Annotated in this window: 17 protein-coding genes; 7 read left to right on the top strand and 10 right to left on the bottom strand. The window is 68.5% G+C overall.

Annotated features, from left to right (window positions below):
• Positions 1-187 precede the first annotated feature (187 nt).
• Positions 188-1,540 carry a DUF349 domain-containing protein gene (locus tag ABZX92_RS20505; RefSeq protein ID WP_355561472.1) on the top strand — a complete coding sequence of 451 codons (1,353 nt, stop codon included), beginning with the start codon at positions 188-190 and terminating at the stop codon, positions 1,538-1,540.
• A gap of 53 nt (positions 1,541-1,593) precedes the next feature.
• Here ABZX92_RS20505 and ABZX92_RS20500 read toward each other — a convergent pair whose 3' ends face one another.
• From ABZX92_RS20500 to miaB, 3 genes are read right to left on the bottom strand one after another with little or no spacing between them, the layout of a single operon-like run.
• Positions 1,594-2,382, bottom strand: coding sequence for a ricin-type beta-trefoil lectin domain protein (locus ABZX92_RS20500; RefSeq protein ID WP_355561471.1), 789 nt, complete (start codon positions 2,380-2,382; stop codon positions 1,594-1,596).
• Positions 2,383-2,436: 54 nt separating this feature from the next.
• On the bottom strand, positions 2,437-2,904 hold the full coding sequence (locus ABZX92_RS20495) for a hypothetical protein (RefSeq protein WP_355561470.1): 468 nt from the start codon (positions 2,902-2,904) through the stop codon (positions 2,437-2,439).
• A complete protein-coding gene (gene miaB / locus ABZX92_RS20490; protein WP_355561469.1) occupies positions 2,901-4,367 on the bottom strand; it encodes a tRNA (N6-isopentenyl adenosine(37)-C2)-methylthiotransferase MiaB in 1,467 nt (488 codons plus the stop codon). The genes ABZX92_RS20495 and miaB overlap by 4 nt, the downstream gene beginning before the upstream one ends.
• A gap of 57 nt (positions 4,368-4,424) precedes the next feature.
• Between miaB and ABZX92_RS20485 the strand changes: the two genes are divergently transcribed.
• Positions 4,425-5,342, top strand: coding sequence for a TAXI family TRAP transporter solute-binding subunit (locus ABZX92_RS20485; RefSeq protein ID WP_355561467.1), 918 nt, complete (start codon positions 4,425-4,427; stop codon positions 5,340-5,342).
• Positions 5,343-5,387: 45 nt separating this feature from the next.
• On the opposite strand, the gene ABZX92_RS20480 is transcribed toward ABZX92_RS20485, so the two are convergent.
• The gene (locus ABZX92_RS20480) at positions 5,388-6,773 is read right to left on the bottom strand and encodes a HAMP domain-containing sensor histidine kinase (RefSeq protein ID WP_355561464.1); all 1,386 of its coding nucleotides are present in this window, start codon (positions 6,771-6,773) and stop codon (positions 5,388-5,390) included.
• A gap of 41 nt (positions 6,774-6,814) precedes the next feature.
• Positions 6,815-7,492 carry a response regulator transcription factor gene (locus ABZX92_RS20475; RefSeq protein WP_355561461.1) on the bottom strand — a complete coding sequence of 226 codons (678 nt, stop codon included), beginning with the start codon at positions 7,490-7,492 and terminating at the stop codon, positions 6,815-6,817.
• 159 nt (positions 7,493-7,651) lie between these two features.
• On the opposite strand from ABZX92_RS20475, the gene ABZX92_RS20470 reads away from it, so the two are divergent.
• From ABZX92_RS20470 to ABZX92_RS20455, 4 genes are all read left to right on the top strand, one after another.
• Positions 7,652-8,380 (top strand): amino acid ABC transporter ATP-binding protein, encoded by a 729-nt coding sequence (locus tag ABZX92_RS20470; RefSeq protein ID WP_355561477.1) that lies wholly within the window; start codon positions 7,652-7,654, stop codon positions 8,378-8,380.
• Positions 8,381-8,420: 40 nt separating this feature from the next.
• Positions 8,421-9,311: a glutamate ABC transporter substrate-binding protein gene (locus ABZX92_RS20465; protein WP_355561458.1), complete on the top strand. Its 891-nt coding sequence runs from the start codon at positions 8,421-8,423 to the stop codon at positions 9,309-9,311.
• Between the two features lie 79 nt (positions 9,312-9,390).
• A complete protein-coding gene (locus tag ABZX92_RS20460) occupies positions 9,391-10,038 on the top strand; it encodes an amino acid ABC transporter permease (RefSeq protein WP_355561455.1) in 648 nt (215 codons plus the stop codon).
• Positions 10,035-10,892 (top strand): amino acid ABC transporter permease, encoded by an 858-nt coding sequence (locus ABZX92_RS20455; protein ID WP_355561452.1) that lies wholly within the window; start codon positions 10,035-10,037, stop codon positions 10,890-10,892. The genes ABZX92_RS20460 and ABZX92_RS20455 overlap by 4 nt, the downstream gene beginning before the upstream one ends.
• A gap of 49 nt (positions 10,893-10,941) precedes the next feature.
• Here ABZX92_RS20455 and ABZX92_RS20450 read toward each other — a convergent pair whose 3' ends face one another.
• Genes ABZX92_RS20450 through ABZX92_RS20440 form a run of 3 tightly spaced genes read right to left on the bottom strand, consistent with a single transcriptional unit; the run spans position 10,942 to position 12,041 of the window.
• The gene (locus ABZX92_RS20450; RefSeq protein WP_355561449.1) at positions 10,942-11,400 is read right to left on the bottom strand and encodes a hypothetical protein; all 459 of its coding nucleotides are present in this window, start codon (positions 11,398-11,400) and stop codon (positions 10,942-10,944) included.
• Entirely contained in the window at positions 11,385-11,750 is a 366-nt protein-coding gene (locus ABZX92_RS20445) for a hypothetical protein (RefSeq protein ID WP_355561446.1), read from the bottom strand. The genes ABZX92_RS20450 and ABZX92_RS20445 overlap by 16 nt, the downstream gene beginning before the upstream one ends.
• Before the next feature lie 12 nt (positions 11,751-11,762).
• The gene (locus ABZX92_RS20440) at positions 11,763-12,041 is read right to left on the bottom strand and encodes a hypothetical protein (RefSeq protein ID WP_355561443.1); all 279 of its coding nucleotides are present in this window, start codon (positions 12,039-12,041) and stop codon (positions 11,763-11,765) included.
• A gap of 135 nt (positions 12,042-12,176) precedes the next feature.
• Between ABZX92_RS20440 and ABZX92_RS20435 the strand changes: the two genes are divergently transcribed.
• Entirely contained in the window at positions 12,177-12,809 is a 633-nt protein-coding gene (locus ABZX92_RS20435; protein ID WP_355561440.1) for a response regulator transcription factor, read from the top strand.
• Here the strand turns inward: ABZX92_RS20435 and ABZX92_RS20430 are convergent.
• Positions 12,799-13,545: a succinate dehydrogenase/fumarate reductase iron-sulfur subunit gene (locus ABZX92_RS20430; RefSeq protein ID WP_355561437.1), complete on the bottom strand. Its 747-nt coding sequence runs from the start codon at positions 13,543-13,545 to the stop codon at positions 12,799-12,801. The genes ABZX92_RS20435 and ABZX92_RS20430 overlap by 11 nt on opposite strands.
• Positions 13,542-15,410, bottom strand: a complete 1,869-nt coding sequence (locus ABZX92_RS20425; RefSeq protein WP_355561435.1) for a fumarate reductase/succinate dehydrogenase flavoprotein subunit — start codon at positions 15,408-15,410, stop codon at positions 13,542-13,544. The genes ABZX92_RS20430 and ABZX92_RS20425 overlap by 4 nt, the downstream gene beginning before the upstream one ends.
• Positions 15,411-15,419: the final 9 nt, after the last annotated feature.

The raw sequence follows: 15,419 nt of genomic DNA, 5'->3' as shown, positions 1-15,419 counted from the left end.
CCGCGGGCACCGACGAGCTGAAGGAGCCGTCCGCCTGCCCCTCCTCGGTCACCGAGTCGAGCTCTGACCTGTTTGAATGCGCGCGGGGAACTGGGGACGGGAGACCCTCCAGCGCCCGTATTGCATCGGCCCCGCCAGTGGCGGGGCGCCCGTGGCAGGCACGGGCGTCAGATGGGAGGAACCGGCGATGTCGGAGCAGGACAGCACACCGGAGGCCGTGACCGAGACCACCCCCGCGGTGGAGGTCGCAACCGAGGGTGGAGTCGAGGAAACGCCGAAGGAGACCGCACCGCAGGCGGCGCCTCCGGCCGTCCCCGTGGCGTCGGACCACCCTGACCGCTGGGGGCGCGTGGACGCCGACGGCACCGTGTACGTGAAGACCGAGGACGGCGAGCGCGCCGTCGGGTCGTGGCAGGCCGGTGAGCCGGTCGAGGGCCTCGCGCACTTCGCGCGGCGCTTCGACGACCTGCGCACCGAGGTCGAGCTGCTCGTGTCGCGGCTCAAGTCCGGCGCCGGCGACCCCAAGCACGCCCTGACCAGCGCGAAGCACGTCAAGGAGCAGCTCGCCGAAGCCGCCGTGGTCGGCGACCTGAAGGCGCTGGCCGCCCGCGTCGAGCACGTGCTGGTGCAGGCCGAGGCCGGCATGGAGAAGGCGAAGGAGGCCAAGGAGGCCGCCCGCGCCCAGTCCGTGGTGCGCAAGCAGGCGCTCGTCGACGAGGCCGAGTCGATCGCGAACGAGTCGACGCAGTGGAAGGTCGCGGGCGACCGGCTGCGCCAGATCCTCGACGAGTGGAAGACCATCCGCGGCGTCGACCGCAAGACCGACGAGCAGCTGTGGCGCCGGTTCTCGAAGGCGCGCGACGCGTTCAACCGCCGTCGCGGCTCGCACTTCGCGGACCTCGACCGCCAGCGATCGGTCGCGAAGTCCTCCAAGCAGGCGCTCGTCGAAGAGGCCGAGAAGCTCATCGACTCCGACGACTGGGGCCCCACGGCCGGTCGCTACAAGGAGCTGATGGTCGAGTGGAAGGCCGCCGGGCGTGCGCCCAAGGAGGCCGACGACGCGCTGTGGCAGCGGTTCCGGGCGGCGCAGGACGCGTTCTTCCAGAAGCGTTCCGAGGCCTTCAGCGAGCGTGACGCCGAGTTCGAGGCGAACGCGAAGCTGAAGGAGGAGCTGCTCGCCGAGGCCGCGACGATCGACCCGTCGACGGATCTCGAGGCGGCGCGCAACGCCCTCTACAAGATCCAGGAGCGCTGGGACGCGATCGGCAAGGTGCCGCGCGAGCGCATCCGCGACCTCGAGGGCAAGCTGCGCGCGATCGAGGAGCGGGTCCGCGGCGCGGTCGACGCGCAGTGGCGTCGCTCCGACCCCGAGGCCGAGGCCCGCGTGGCGCAGTTCCGCGAGCGCGTGGAGCAGTTCGAGGCGCAGGCCGCGAAGGCTCGTGCCGCGGGCGACAAGCGCCGCACCGAGCAGGCCGAGGCCCAGGCCGCGCAGTGGCGTGAGTGGCTCGCCGCCGCCGAGCAGGCGCTGGCGACCCGCTAGTCCGAACGCCCGAAGGCCTCCTCTCCCGCGTGGAGAGGAGGCCTTCGCCGTGTTCAGCCCACGACGCGCCAGCGCTGGTCGGGCCGACCGGCGGTGCAGTTCGTGATGTGCAGCCAGTTGCCGTTGTTGTAGGAGCCGTCCACGGCGGCAAGACAGCCGCCGAACGACACGCTCGCGAACTGGACGGCGTTCTGCGTGCGCCACAGCTGCGACTCCGCGCCCGAGCACACCTTCGCGACCACGTGGTCACCACGCCCGTCGCTCACCGGCTCCAGGCAGCGGTTGACCTGTTCGTTCCGGATGCGGAAGACGTCGGCGCCGGTGAACTCGCGCACCCAGTGCGGCTGGTAGCTCGGGTCCGTCCCCGGCGGGTGGCGGTCCCACATCACGGCGTCGTGGAACTCGTTGTCGTAGAAGTCGATCGCCTTCTGGTCGTTGTCGGACGGCAGCAGATAGCCGGGTCCGTCGTTCGCCGGTTTCGGGTCCGCCGGCTGCTGGATCGCGGGCTGTTGGGTGGCCGTCGGCGGTGGCGGCTTCGGCGGCTGGGGCCTGGGCACGACGGGTGGCTGTGTCGTCACCGGGACAGCGGTCGTCGAGGGCACCGAAGCGAGTGGCGGGGTCGACGACGGCGCCGCGATCACGTCCGAGGGTCTCCTGGCAGTGCCCAGGTTCGAGACGAGAACGAGCAGCGCCACCACGACGGCCACGACCACCGCCGCGACGCGGAGCAGCAGCGGGCGTTTCGGCGGCGTCCCGTAGTTGATGTTGAGATCGCGGCCCACGGTGCCGATCTGGACGGCGGCGCCCTCGACGTTGCCAGTGGAGTTCGTGGCGTCCGTCATCCCAGTGCACCTTCCCGTTTGACGACAAAGCAATCGGGAAGGTGCGAAGTTTCATTACAGCTGGGGAGGCCGGGAAGCCGCGATCCTCACCCACTTCACCAGCAGCACGATCACCGCGATCACGGCGATGATCAACCCGATGCCGGGACCTGGTCCGATCGTCTTGTTGCTCGCGGTCGTCTGCTGCGACCAGATCGACAGCACGCCCGTCACCGAGCCCGCGAACAGCCCCAGCGTGCACACCCACGCCATGCCCCAGCGGCGGACCGCGAGCGCGAGGCCGGAGCCGAGCACGCCGACGCCGAACGCGAAGTACGAGAACAGCCGCGGCACGAAGCCGGTCGACTCGCCGAGCACGACGCTCAGGCCCGTGGTCTCACCGACCCACGGCAGCACCAGCGACACCAGCAACGCCAGCACGGCGATCGAGATCGTCAGCGCGCCGGTGCCGGGGTCGATGCGCCTGGCCGCCTGCTGTTCCACCGCGTCGATCTCCTTGCGCAGGTACTCCTCTTCGCTCACTGGGCCGCGCACCCGGACACGGCGGGCAGCGGCGCCGGGGCACCGAACGACGGCAGGCCGAGGCCCACACCGGGGGTCTTGGGCTTGATGCCCGCCTCGGAGCGGTCACCGGCCTTGGTGCGGCGCCAGGTCAGCGGCTCGCCGTCCGCGACGAGGTAGTGCGGGGCCGCGTACGTCACGACCGTCTCGACGACGTCGCCGGGACGCGGAGCCGTCTCGCCGGGCGTGAAGTGCACCAGGCGTCCGTCCCGGGCACGGCCGCTCATGCGGCGGGTCTCGGCGTCGCGCTTGCCCTCCCCGGTCGCGACCAGGACCTCGACGGTGCGGCCCACCTGCTCGATGTTCAGCTGGTGCGTCATCTCGTTCTGCAGCGCCACGAGCCGGTCGAAGCGTTCCTGCACGACGGCCTTGGGCAGCTGGTCCGGCAGGTCGGCGGCCGGGGTACCGGGGCGCTTCGAGTACTGGAACGTGAAGGCGGAGGTGAACCTGGCCTGCCGCACCACGTCGAGCGTGCCCTGGAAGTCCTCCTCGGTCTCACCGGGGAAGCCGACGATGATGTCCGTGGTGATCGCGGCGTCCGGCATGGCGGCGCGGACCTTCTCGATGATCCCCAGGTACTTCTCCGTGCGGTAGGAGCGGCGCATCTCCTTGAGCAGGCGGTCGGAACCGGACTGCAGCGGCATGTGCAGCTGGTGGCACACGTTCGGCGTCTCGGCCATGGCGGCGATGACGTCGTCGGTGAAGTCCTTGGGGTGCGGCGAGGTGAAGCGGACGCGCTCCAGGCCCTCGATGCCGCCGCACGCGCGCAGCAGCTTGCCGAACGCCAGCCGGTCGCCGAACTCCACGCCGTAGGAGTTGACGTTCTGGCCCAGCAGCGTCACTTCGAGCACGCCCTCGTCGACGAGCGTCTGCACCTCGGCGAGCACGTCGCCGGGGCGGCGGTCCTTCTCCTTGCCGCGCAACGACGGGACGATGCAGAACGTGCAGGTGTTGTTGCAGCCCACCGAGATCGACACCCAGCCCGAGTAGGCGGAGTCGCGGGTGGCCGGCAGCGACGACGGGAACGTCTCCAGCGCCTCGAGGATCTCGACCTGCGCCTCCTCGTTGTGGCGCGCGCGTTCGAGCAGCACCGGCAGCGAGCCGATGTTGTGCGTGCCGAACACGACGTCGACCCACGGGGCGCGCCGCACGATCTCGCCGCGGTCCTTCTGCGCGAGACAGCCGCCGACGGCGATCTGCATGCCGGGGTTCGCGGTCTTCTGCGGCGCGAGGTGGCCGAGCGTGCCGTAGAGCTTGTTGTCGGCGTTCTCGCGGACCGCGCAGGTGTTGAACACGACGACGTCGGCCTGCGCGTCCTCGGCGGCCCGCTCGTAGCCAGCGTCCTCCAGTAGACCGGCGAGCCGCTCGGAGTCGTGCACGTTCATCTGGCAACCGAACGTGCGAATCTGGTAACTGCGGGTCACTGCAACCAACCTTTCGTCGGGTGCAAGCGTAGAACGCCGCCGTGGCACGATGCGCAGGTGCTGGGACGAGTGCATGCCGCCGTGAGCCTGTTGACCGCCGCAACGGTCCTGACGGGCTGCGGCAGCACGGTCGAGGACGTCAAGCTCACGATGGCGACCGGCAGCGAGGGCGGCGTCTACTACCGGCTCGGCAACGGCCTCGCGGACATCTGGAGCGGGCGCCTCGGCATCGCGCGGCCCCAGGTCGTGGTGACGGTCGGGTCGAAGGACAACGTCACGCGGCTCGTGCACGACCAGGCCCAGGTCGGCTTCTCCCAGGCAGACGCGCTGGAGGAGGTCGAAGGCTCGTCGAAGCTGCGTGCGCTCGCCCGCATGCACGACGACTACCTGCAGGTCATCGTCCGTGCCGACCTGCCGGTGACGAAGATCGGGCAGCTGTCCGGGATGCGCGTGTCGGTCGGCGCACAGGAGTCGGGTGTCGAGATCATCGCGAACCGGTTGCTGAGGTCGCTGCAGATCACGCCGCAGACGACGCTGAACCTCGGCCTGGAGGAGTCGGCCCGGTGGATGACCGAGGGCAAGCTCGACGCGTTCTTCTGGTCCGGCGGCCTGCCGTCACCGGCCATCACCGGGCTCACCAAGTCGCTCGGGGTGCGCATGCTCGACCTCAAGGACGACCTGTCGGCGTTCCGTCAGCAGTATCCGGTGTACGGGACGGCGACACTGCCCGCCTCGACGTACAACCTGCAGTCCGGGCCTGTCATCACGCTCACGGTGCGCAACTTCCTGCTCGTCACCGCCTCCACGTCCGACGACGTCGCCGAGGCGCTCGTGCGGCAGCTGTTCGAGGGCCAGCCCGAGCTGGTCAAGGCGCACTCCGCAGCCCGCACGATCGAGCAGCGGTCGGCCATCGAGACGTCGCCGGTGCCGCTGCACAACGGCGCCATGCGTTACTACCGCGACACCAAAGTCTGATTTTGGCGCTGATATCCAATATATCAACCGCTGATATATTGGATATCAGACCGCAGGCAGCTCGATCACGACCTTGAGGCCGCCGTCCTCGGGTGACTCGAGCCGGACGACGCCGTCGACGCGCTCGACGACCAGCCGCACGATCGAGAGGCCGAGACCCGAGCCCGGCACGTTCTGGTGCGCCGGACTGCGCCAGAACCGGTCGGTCGCGCGGTCGAGCTCGTCCGGCTGCAACCCCGGCCCGTGGTCCGCGACGGACAGCGTGACGACGCCGTCGGCCCTGCGCGCGTCCACGACGATCAGCGTGCCCTCGGCGGTGAACTTCAACGCGTTGTCGAGCAGCGCGTCGAGAATCGTCTCGACGCCCCGCGGCGGCGCGAGGGCCATGCCGACGCGCTGACCGTCGAGCACGAGGTGGACCTCCTTGGCCGCGGCGGCCGCGTTCCACGCCGACAGCCGCGCCGCGACGGACTTGTCGACGTCCACCGGCACCGGGTCGACCGAGCTGGACTCGGCGCGGGCCATCGCCAGCAGCTCGTCCAGGATCCGGTTCAGCCGGTCCGTCTCGCTCAACGCCTCGACCTGGTGCACCTCGGCCTCGGCGTCGACGTGACCCTCCAGATTGGACAGCCGGAGCTTCAGCGCGGTCAACGGGTTGCGCAGCTGATGCGACGCGTCAGCGACGAAGGCCCGTTGCGCGGCAAGCACATCGCTCACGTTCGCGGCCATCTGGTCGAAGGAGCGCGAGAGCTGCCTCAGTTCCGGCGGCCCGCTCTCCGCTCCCACCGGCGGCACCGGCCGGCCGGACACCACCGCCGCGAGGAGCTTGCCCGTGGCGTCGTCCAGAGCCTGCACCGGACGCAGCGTCCACCGCACCACCGGCAACGCCAGCAGCACCGCCAGCGCCAGCACCAGCAGCGACGCCGCGAGCAACAGCCCCCACCACGCCAGCACCTCGAACCGCGTCTTGGAGGTCGGCGAGAACGTGATCACCGCACCCCGCACCTCGCCGTCGACCAGCACTGGTTCGGCGAGCACCAGCTGCGTGTCGCTCCACGGCATGAACAACGGCGGCGCGACCGGCAGCCGCCCGGCCAGCGCCTTGCTCACGAGGTCCTGGACAGCGGGCTCCCCCAACGCGATGTCGTTGCGCGTGGCCACCAGCGGCACCGTCGGCGCGTCGCGCGACACCACGGCCACGCCGATGTCGTACAGCTCGGTGTACCGCTCCAGTTCGGACCGCACCAGCGACGGCTTGCCGTCGATCAGCGGCCGCTGCGCCAGAGACGCGAACCGGCTGGTGTCGGTGAGCCGGTCGAGGAACAGCTCCTGCTGCTCCGCGGCCGCGACACCGCGCCCGAGCGGCAGCCCGAGCCCGACGAGCACCAGCACGATCAGGGCGAGCACGACCCCCAGCAGACGAGACCTCACGCCCCGTCACCCAACCCGATCAGGTGAAAATTCCGGAAATCTCACGACACCTGCCCCAACCGGTACCCGACCCCGCGCACGGTCTCCAGCAGCGCGGGCCGCCCGAGTTTCGTGCGCAGCGTCGCCACGTGCACGTCGAGCGTCCGGTTGGCGCCGGACCACGTCCTCCCCCACACCTCGGCGAGGATCCGCTCCCGCGTGCACACCGCGCCGCCCGCCGCCATCACCAGCGCGAGCACCTGGAACTCCTTGCGCGAAAGCGCGACGGCGTCACCCGCCACGGTGACTTCGTGACGCCCCAGGTCGACGCGCACGTCGCCGGTCTCGAACACCTCCGTCGACACCGACCCGACCCCGACCGGATCAGCGCCGCGGCGACGCCGGACCGCGTGCACACGCGCGACCAGTTCGCCCACGTCATAGGGCTTGACCAGGTAGTCGTCCGCCCCGGCGTGCAGCCCGAGGATCCGGTCGTCGATCTCCCCACGCGCCGACACGACGATGATCGCGACGTCCGACGCGGCGCGGATGGCGCGGCACAGCGTCACGCCGTCCATGTCGGGCAGGCCGAGGTCGAGCAGCACCACGTCGACGCCGGTGAGGCGGTCGAGCGTGCCGCGGCCCGTGGCCTGCCGGTCCACGTGGAAACCCCGTCTGGTCAGGGCGGGGACCAAGGCCTCGGCGACCCTGTCGTCGTCCTCGACGAGCAGCACGCGCACTTTCGCTACCTCCCGGGCAACCGATGTCTGCCTGTGACAGAGTTGAGACCCTAAGTCTTGCTCAATGTCCTGGACTGGTGTGGTGGCGGACACCTAGGTTTCCGCCAACGCAGACGACCCCAAATGGAGGACTGGATGACTGCCGCCTCTACCCCGCCGATGATTCGCGTGGCGGGTGTGGACAAGTTCTTCGGCCCGCTTCACGTGCTCAAGAACGTGCAGCTGGAGGTGCCGAAGGGGCAGGTCGTGGTCGTGCTGGGGCCGTCCGGTTCCGGTAAGTCGACCCTGTGCCGGACCATCAACCGCCTCGAGCCGATTGATTCCGGTCTCATCGAGGTCGACGGTCAGCCTCTTCCCGCCGAAGGAAAGGAACTGGCCCGGCTTCGTGCCGATGTCGGCATGGTGTTCCAGTCCTTCAACCTTTTCGCACACAAAACCATCGTCGAGAACGTGATGCTCGCTCCGGTGAAGGTGCGCAGGACGCCGGCGGCCGAAGCGCGCAAGACCGCGATGGAGCTGCTGGAGCGCGTCGGGATCGCCAACCAGGCGGAGAAGTTCCCGGCTCAGCTCTCCGGTGGGCAGCAGCAGCGTGCGGCGATCGCCCGCGCGCTCGCGATGAAGCCCAAGGTGATGCTGTTCGACGAGCCCACGTCCGCCCTGGACCCCGAGATGGTCCAGGAGGTCCTGGACGTCATGACGGGCCTGGCCAAGGACGGCATGACCATGCTGGTCGTCACGCACGAGATGGGCTTCGCCCGCAAGGCCGCGGACCGGGTGATCTTCATGTCCGACGGCGAGGTCGTCGAGGACTCCACGCCCGAATCGTTCTTCTCGGCCCCGAAGTCCAACCGCGCGAAGGACTTCCTTGGCAAGATCCTGACTCACTAGTAGTCAGCCCACTTTTCGAACGAATGGCAGGAGAAGGACGATGAGGGTTCGCACCCTTGCGGCGGTGCTGCTGACGGGCGCACTGGCCCTGACCGCGTGTGGCAAGGAGGGCTCCCCGACCGACACGGCGGCGCCCGCCGGCCTGTTCGAGGTGGCCAAGGACGTCAAGGTCGACGGCTCGCCCACGTTCGAGAAGGCCAAGGCGCGCGGCAACCTCGTGATCGGCGTCAAGGAAGACCAGCCCGGCCTGGGCTACAAGGACCCGACGACGAACAAGTACAGCGGCTTCGACATCGACATCGCGCGGCTGGTCTCGGCGAAGCTGGGCTTCGACCCCGAGAAGATCCAGTTCAAGACGATCCAGTCCGCCGCGCGTGAGCAGGCGCTGATCAACGGCGACGTCGACTACTACGTCGGCACGTACACGATCAACGCGGGCCGCAAGGAGAAGGTGGGCTTCGCCGGCCCGTACTTCGTCGCCGGTCAGGACCTGCTGGTGAAGAAGGACAACACCGACATCACCGGCAAGGACACGCTCAAGGGCAAGAAGGTCTGCTCGGTGACCGGCTCCACGCCGGCCAAGCGCATCAAGGACGAGAACCTGACCGAGGCCGGCAACGTCCTCGAGTTCCAGGGCTACTCGCAGTGCGTCACCAAGCTGCTCAACGGTGAGGTCGACGCGGTCACCACGGACGACGCGATCCTCAAGGGCTACGCGGCCGCCGAGGAGGGCAAGCTGAAGGTCGTCGGCAAGACGTTCTCCAGCGAGCCGTACGGCATCGGCCTGCCCAAGGAGGACACGGCCCTGCGCGGCAAGGTGAACGACATCCTGCAGGCCTCGCTGGACGACGGCTCCTGGCAGAAGATCTACGACGGCACCCTGGGCAAGTCGGGTTCGTCCGCCCAGAAGCCGAAGATCGACCGGTACTGACGGTTCTTCACGTGGCCGGTGGATCCCACGCGGGTCCACCGGCCGTTCCTTTGAAGGCGGACGGACGGCAAGGAAACCGATGAGCGTCCTCACCAACAACCTAGATCTGTTCCTGCGCGCATTCGGCCAGACGCTGCAGCTCTTCGCGGTCTCCGCGGTGCTGTCGCTGGTCCTGGGCACGATCCTGGCCGCACTGCGGGTCAGCCCGGTGCCGGTCTTCCGGGGCATCGGCACGCTGTACGTGACGGTCCTGCGCAACACGCCGCTCACGCTGGTGTTCGTGTTCTTCGTGTTCGCGTACCCGCTGCTGGAGATCCTGAAGATCAGCGAGTACACCGCCGCGCTGGTGGCGCTGACGCTCTACACGGCGGCGTTCGTGTGCGAGGTCGTGCGGTCGGGCATCAACACGGTGCCGGTCGGCCAGGCGGAGGCGTCGCGCGCGCTCGGTCTCACGTTCACGCAGATGCTCGGCAACGTGGTGCTGCCGCAGGCGCTCCGCTCGGTGGTGCCGCCGATGACGAGCACCATGATCGCGTTGCTGAAGAACACGACGGTCGCGTCCGGCTTCGCCGTCTTCCAGGCGGGCAACATCCGCGAGGCGCTGGCGGACCAGGGTGACGACGTCCTCTTCGGACTCATCTGGGTCGCCATCGGGTTCGTGATCCTGGTGCTGCCGCTGACGTACGTCCAGCAGGTCTTCGAGAAGCGGTGGAGCGTGGCCCGATGAGCATGGTGCTGTTCGACGTCCCGGGCCCGAAGGCCCGCATCCGTCACAAGCTCATGGCCGTGGTCGGCATCGCGGCGGTCGTCGCGGCGCTGGTGTACGTCGTGATGCGGTTCATCGTCACCGACCAGTTCACCGCGCGCAGGCTCGACTGGATCAACTACAAGCAGATCCAGCTCTCCCTGGTCGAGGCGATCGGCAACACGCTGTCCGCGTTCGCCGTCGGCGCGGTGCTGGCGCTCGCGTTCGGCGCGATCTTCGCGGCGGCCCGGCTGTCCGACCACGCGTGGATCCGCACGCCCGCGGCGGTGATCGTGGAGGTCTTCCGCGCGATCCCGCTCGTGATCATGATGTTCTTCTTCTACTACGGCCTGCCCCAGGCCGGGATCAAGCTGACCGCGTTCACGGCGGTCGTGATCAGCCTGATGCTGTACAACGGCTCGGTGCTCGCGGAGATCTTCCGCGCGGGCATCAACTCGCTGCCCAAGGGCCAGAGCGAGGCCGCGTACGCGCTGGGCATGCGCAAGACGCAGGTGATGACGTTCGTGCTGCTGCCGCAGGCGTTGCGGGCGATGCTGCCGACCATCATCAGCCAGCTCGTGGTGCTGCTGAAGGACACCGCGCTCGGCTTCTTGATCACGTACGAGGAGCTGCTGCGGTGGGGCACGCGCATCGGTGGTGACGCGGTGAACTTCGGCCGGCCGATGATCTCGGTGATGATCGTGGTCGCCCTGGTCTACATCGGACTGTGCCTGCTGCTGACGTGGCTCGCGACCTACCTGGAGAAGCGCAACCGCCGCAACAAGAAGGTCATCCACGTGGACGCCGACGACATTCCCGAGATGGCATCGGTCTGACCTCCCGCACCGCGAACGGGGCGTATCCGCATCGGACACGCCCCGTTCTCTACTTCCAGACCACGGACTCGCAGTTGTTCGCCACGTAGTCCGTTGCCATCGAACCGTTGCCCGCCTTGGCTTTCGCGGCGGTCTCACGAGCGTAGCGCTGGCCGTCCGGGTCCTCCGGCGAGAACTTCGGCAGCACCTCGTCCATCACCCTCAGCGCTTTGCCCTCAGCCGCCTGGTCACCGCGTTCGCGGGCGTCCTCCCAGCCCAGATACCAGGCGCACGCGTTGGTCATCTCCAGGACGACCCGCTCGCTGCCCGCCGGCGCCTTGTCCGGGCCTGGTCCCGACTTCTCGGCCAGCACGTCGAGGTCCGGCGTGCGGCCGTCCGGCCAGGTGAGCTTCGAAGCGCTGTCCCGCAGGGCTTTCGTGTACTGCCCCTGGTCGACGAACTGCGGTTGAGGCGTCGCACAGCCTGCCAACGCGAGAACGACGAGCAGTGCGGTCAGTTTCCGCTCCACCACAGCGTTCCTCCGACGGTGCCCGAGGTGTACGGGCTGTTCGAGGCGAGGCAGAACTTGGTGCCCGCCTTGAAGTTCGAACCGACGCGCGTGCGCGTCTCCTCCATCCGCACGAACGCGCCGCGGTTGTTGCGGTCGCCGCACTTGTACCAGGCGAGCTGCATGATGCCGCCGTAGGCGACCTGGGCGTCGATGTTCGAGCCCGCGACGGTGATCGTCCGCGCGGTGGTGAACCACGTGATCTCGTTGTGCTTGAACGGCACCGTGATCGTGGTCGACGCCGCCTGCGCGGGCACGGCGGACAGCATCGCGAAGCCCACGGCGAGCAGACCGACGAGTGCTCGTTTCATCAGGAGTTCCCCTCAGGAGTAGACGTTCCAGTCGACGACGCCGCACCAGTCCTGCTCGTCCCCCAGAGCCGCCAGGTAGAACGTCGTCCCTGCGCGGAAGTTCGACCCGATCCGCCGCCGCGACCGGTCTCCAGCCGGGAACAGCACGGGGCTGCCCGCCACCCGGAGGTCGCCGTCGCGGAACCACCGGATCTCCAGGTCCACGGGACTGGACGTGACGCGCAGGTAGACGTCCGAGCCGTCGGCGGTGATCGTCCGGGCGGTGAGCAGGTCGGCCGATGCGGTGCGCATGCGCGGAACGTATCGACGCGAGCCGAACCACGGCGTCTCACGAACAGTGGATCTCTCGTCAACTTTCGCGGTACGCTCCCGGTTGGGGGGATCTACCGCGGTGACGTCACATGAGTGAGGGGCATTGTGACGCGCGTGCTCGTAGTCGACGACCAGCCGTTGTTCAGAGCGGGTCTGGTCGCTTTGCTGAACGCCACACCGGACATGACCGTCGTCGGGGAGACCGCCGACAGCGACACGGCGGTGCTGCTCGCCGAGTCGTTGCGTCCGGACGTGGTGCTGACGGACGTCCGCCTGGCCGCGCTCGAACGGCTGGCCGCGGGGTCACGGGTGCTCATCCTGACCACGGTCGACCTCGACGAGTACATCCACGAGGCGTTGCGCCTGGGTGCCGCCGGGTTCGTGCTGAAGGAGTCGGAACCCGCCCGTTTGCTGGCCGCGATCAACGCGGTGGCGTCCGGCGAGATGCAGTTCAGCCCGACGGTGATGCGCCGGCTCGTAGCGGCTTATCTGCGTGGTGACACGGCTGTCGCGCCGTGGAGTTCGGTGGGTCTGGACGAGCTCACGGGCCGCGAACGCGAGGTGCTGAGGTTGGTCGGCACTGGGCTGACGAACGCGGCCATCGCGGCGAAGCTGACGGTCACCGAGGGCACGGTGAAGACGCACCTCAACCGCGTGATGACGAAGCTGCGGCTGACCAGCCGGGCGCAGGCCGTGGTGATGGCCTACGAGTCCCGGCTGGTCGTGCCTCAGAGTTTCAGCGCTTGAACAACTTGTTGCCGAGCCAGACGATCGGGTCGTACTTGCGGTCCGCCACGCGCTCCTTCATCGGGATGAGCGCGTTGTCGGTGATGTGGATGTGCTCGGGGCACACCTCGCTGCAGCACTTGGTGATGTTGCAGAGCCCGAGCCCGTGCTGCTCCTGCGCCTGGTCGACGCGGTCCGCGGTGTCGAGCGGGTGCATCTCCAGCTCCGCGACCCGCATCAGGAAGCGCGGCCCGGAGAACGCCTCCTTGTTCTCCTCGTGGTCACGCACCACGTGGCAGGTGTTCTGGCACAGGAAGCACTCGATGCACTTGCGGAACTCCTGCGAGCGCTCGACGTCGACCTGCTGCATCCGGTACTCGCCCGGCGCCAGGTCCTTCGGCGGCGCGAACGACGGCACCTCGCGCGCCTTGGTGTAGTTGAAGGACACGTCGGTCACGAGGTCGCGGATGATCGGGAACGTCCGCATCGGCGTGACCGTGATCGTCTCCGCCTCCTGGAAGGTCGACATCCGGGTCATGCACAGCAGGCGCGGACGGCCGTTGATCTCCGCCGAGCACGAGCCGCACTTGCCCGCCTTGCAGTTCCACCGCACCGCGAGGTCCGGCGCCTGCGTGGCCTGCAGCCGGTGGATGATGTCGAGCACGACCTCACCCTCGTTGACCTCGACGGTGAAGTCCTCCAGCGCGCCGCCGGAGTCGTCACCGCGCCACACCCGGAACTTCCCCTGGTAGCTCATGACAACTCCTCGGCGGTGAGGTACTTCTCCAGCTCGGTGCGGTCGAACAGGTCCAGCAGGTCGTGGCGGATCGGGATCTGCGGTTTCTCCTCGACGCTCACGCCATCCCCGTCGACGTTGCACACCAACAGCTTGCGGCGCCACTCGGCGTCCATCGCCGGGTGGTCGTCACGGGTGTGCCCGCCGCGCGACTCGGTCCGCAGCAACGCGGCCTTGGCCACGCACTCCGACACCAGCAGCATGTTGCGCAGGTCGAGGGCGAGGTGCCAGCCGGGGTTGAACTGCTGGTGCCCCTCGACCGTGAGCGACTGGGCCCGCTCCTTGAGCTTCTCCAGGCGCTGCAGGGCTTCTTCCATCTCGCCTTGGCGCCGGATGATGCCGACCAGGTCGTTCATCGACTGCTGCAGCTCCATGTGCAGCGTGTACGGGTTCTCGCCGCCTTCGGTCTGGAACGGCTTCAGCGCGGTGGCCCGTGCCTCGGTGACGATCTCCTCGGAGACGGTCGGCCTGGATCCCAGTGCCCGCACGTATTCGGCGGCACCCGCACCGGCCCTGCGCCCGAACACGAGCAGGTCCGACAACGAGTTGCCACCCAGGCGGTTCGAGCCGTGCATGCCGCCGGAGACCTCACCGGCGGCGTACAGCCCTGCCACGGAAGAGGATCCGGTGTCCGGGTCGACCTCGACACCGCCCATCACGTAGTGACACGTGGGGCCGACTTCCATCGGCTGCGCGGTGATGTCCACATCCGCCAGTTCCTTGAACTGGTGGTGCATGGACGGCAGCCTGCGGCGGATCTCCTCGGCGGGCAGACGCGTTGACACGTCGAGGAAAACGCCGCCGTGGGGTGACCCGCGGCCGGCCTTCACCTCGGAGTTGATCGCGCGCGCGACCTCGTCCCGCGGCAGCAGCTCCGGTGGGCGCCGGTTGTTCGCCTGGTCGGCGTACCAGCGGTCGCCTTCTTCTTCGTTGTCGGCGTACTTGTCCTTGAACACCTCGGGGATGTAGTCGAACATGAACCGCTTGCCGTCGGAGTTCCGCAGCACGCCACCGTCACCGCGCACGGATTCGGTGACGAGGATGCCCTTGACCGAAGGCGGCCAGACCATCCCGGTGGGGTGGAACTGGATGAACTCCATGTTGATCAGCGAGGCGCCCGCGCGCAGAGCCAGCGCGTGGCCGTCACCCGTGTACTCCCACGAGTTCGAGGTGACCTTGAACGACTTGCCGATGCCGCCGGTCGCGAGGATCACCGCCGGTGCCTCGAACAACACGAACCGGCCGGACTCGCGCCAGTAGCCGAACGCGCCCGCGATGCGGTCACCGTCTTTGACGAGATCGGTGACGGTGAACTCCTGGAACACCCGCAGGCGAGCGTCGTAGTCGCCGAACTCCTTGAAGTCCTCCTGCTGCAACGAGACGATCTTCTGCTGCAGCGTGCGGATCAGTTCGAGTCCGGTGCGGTCACCGACGTGCGCGAGCCGCGGGTACTCGTGGCCGCCGAAGTTGCGCTGCGAGATCCGGCCGTCCTTGGTGCGGTCGAACAGCGCGCCGTAGGTCTCGAGCTCCCAGACCCGTTGCGGTGCCTCCTGTGCGTGCAGCTCGGCCATCCGCCAGTTGTTGAGGAACTTGCCGCCGCGCATGGTGTCGCGGAAGTGCACCTGCCAGCTGTCGGACGAGTTCACGTTGCCCATCGCGGCGGCGATGCCACCCTCGGCCATCACCGTGTGGGCCTTGCCGAACAACGACTTGCAGAGAACGGCGGTGCGCAGGCCGTGCTCACGGGCCTCGATCGCGGCACGCAACCCAGCGCCACCGGCACCGATCACGAGAACGTCGAACGAATGCCTTTCCAGCTCGGGCAAAACCACTCC

It is taken from the genome of Lentzea sp. NPDC006480, from assembly GCF_040611995.1.
Classification (GTDB): domain Bacteria; phylum Actinomycetota; class Actinomycetes; order Mycobacteriales; family Pseudonocardiaceae; genus Lentzea.
This window is presented reverse-complemented; position numbering and strand designations above follow the sequence as displayed.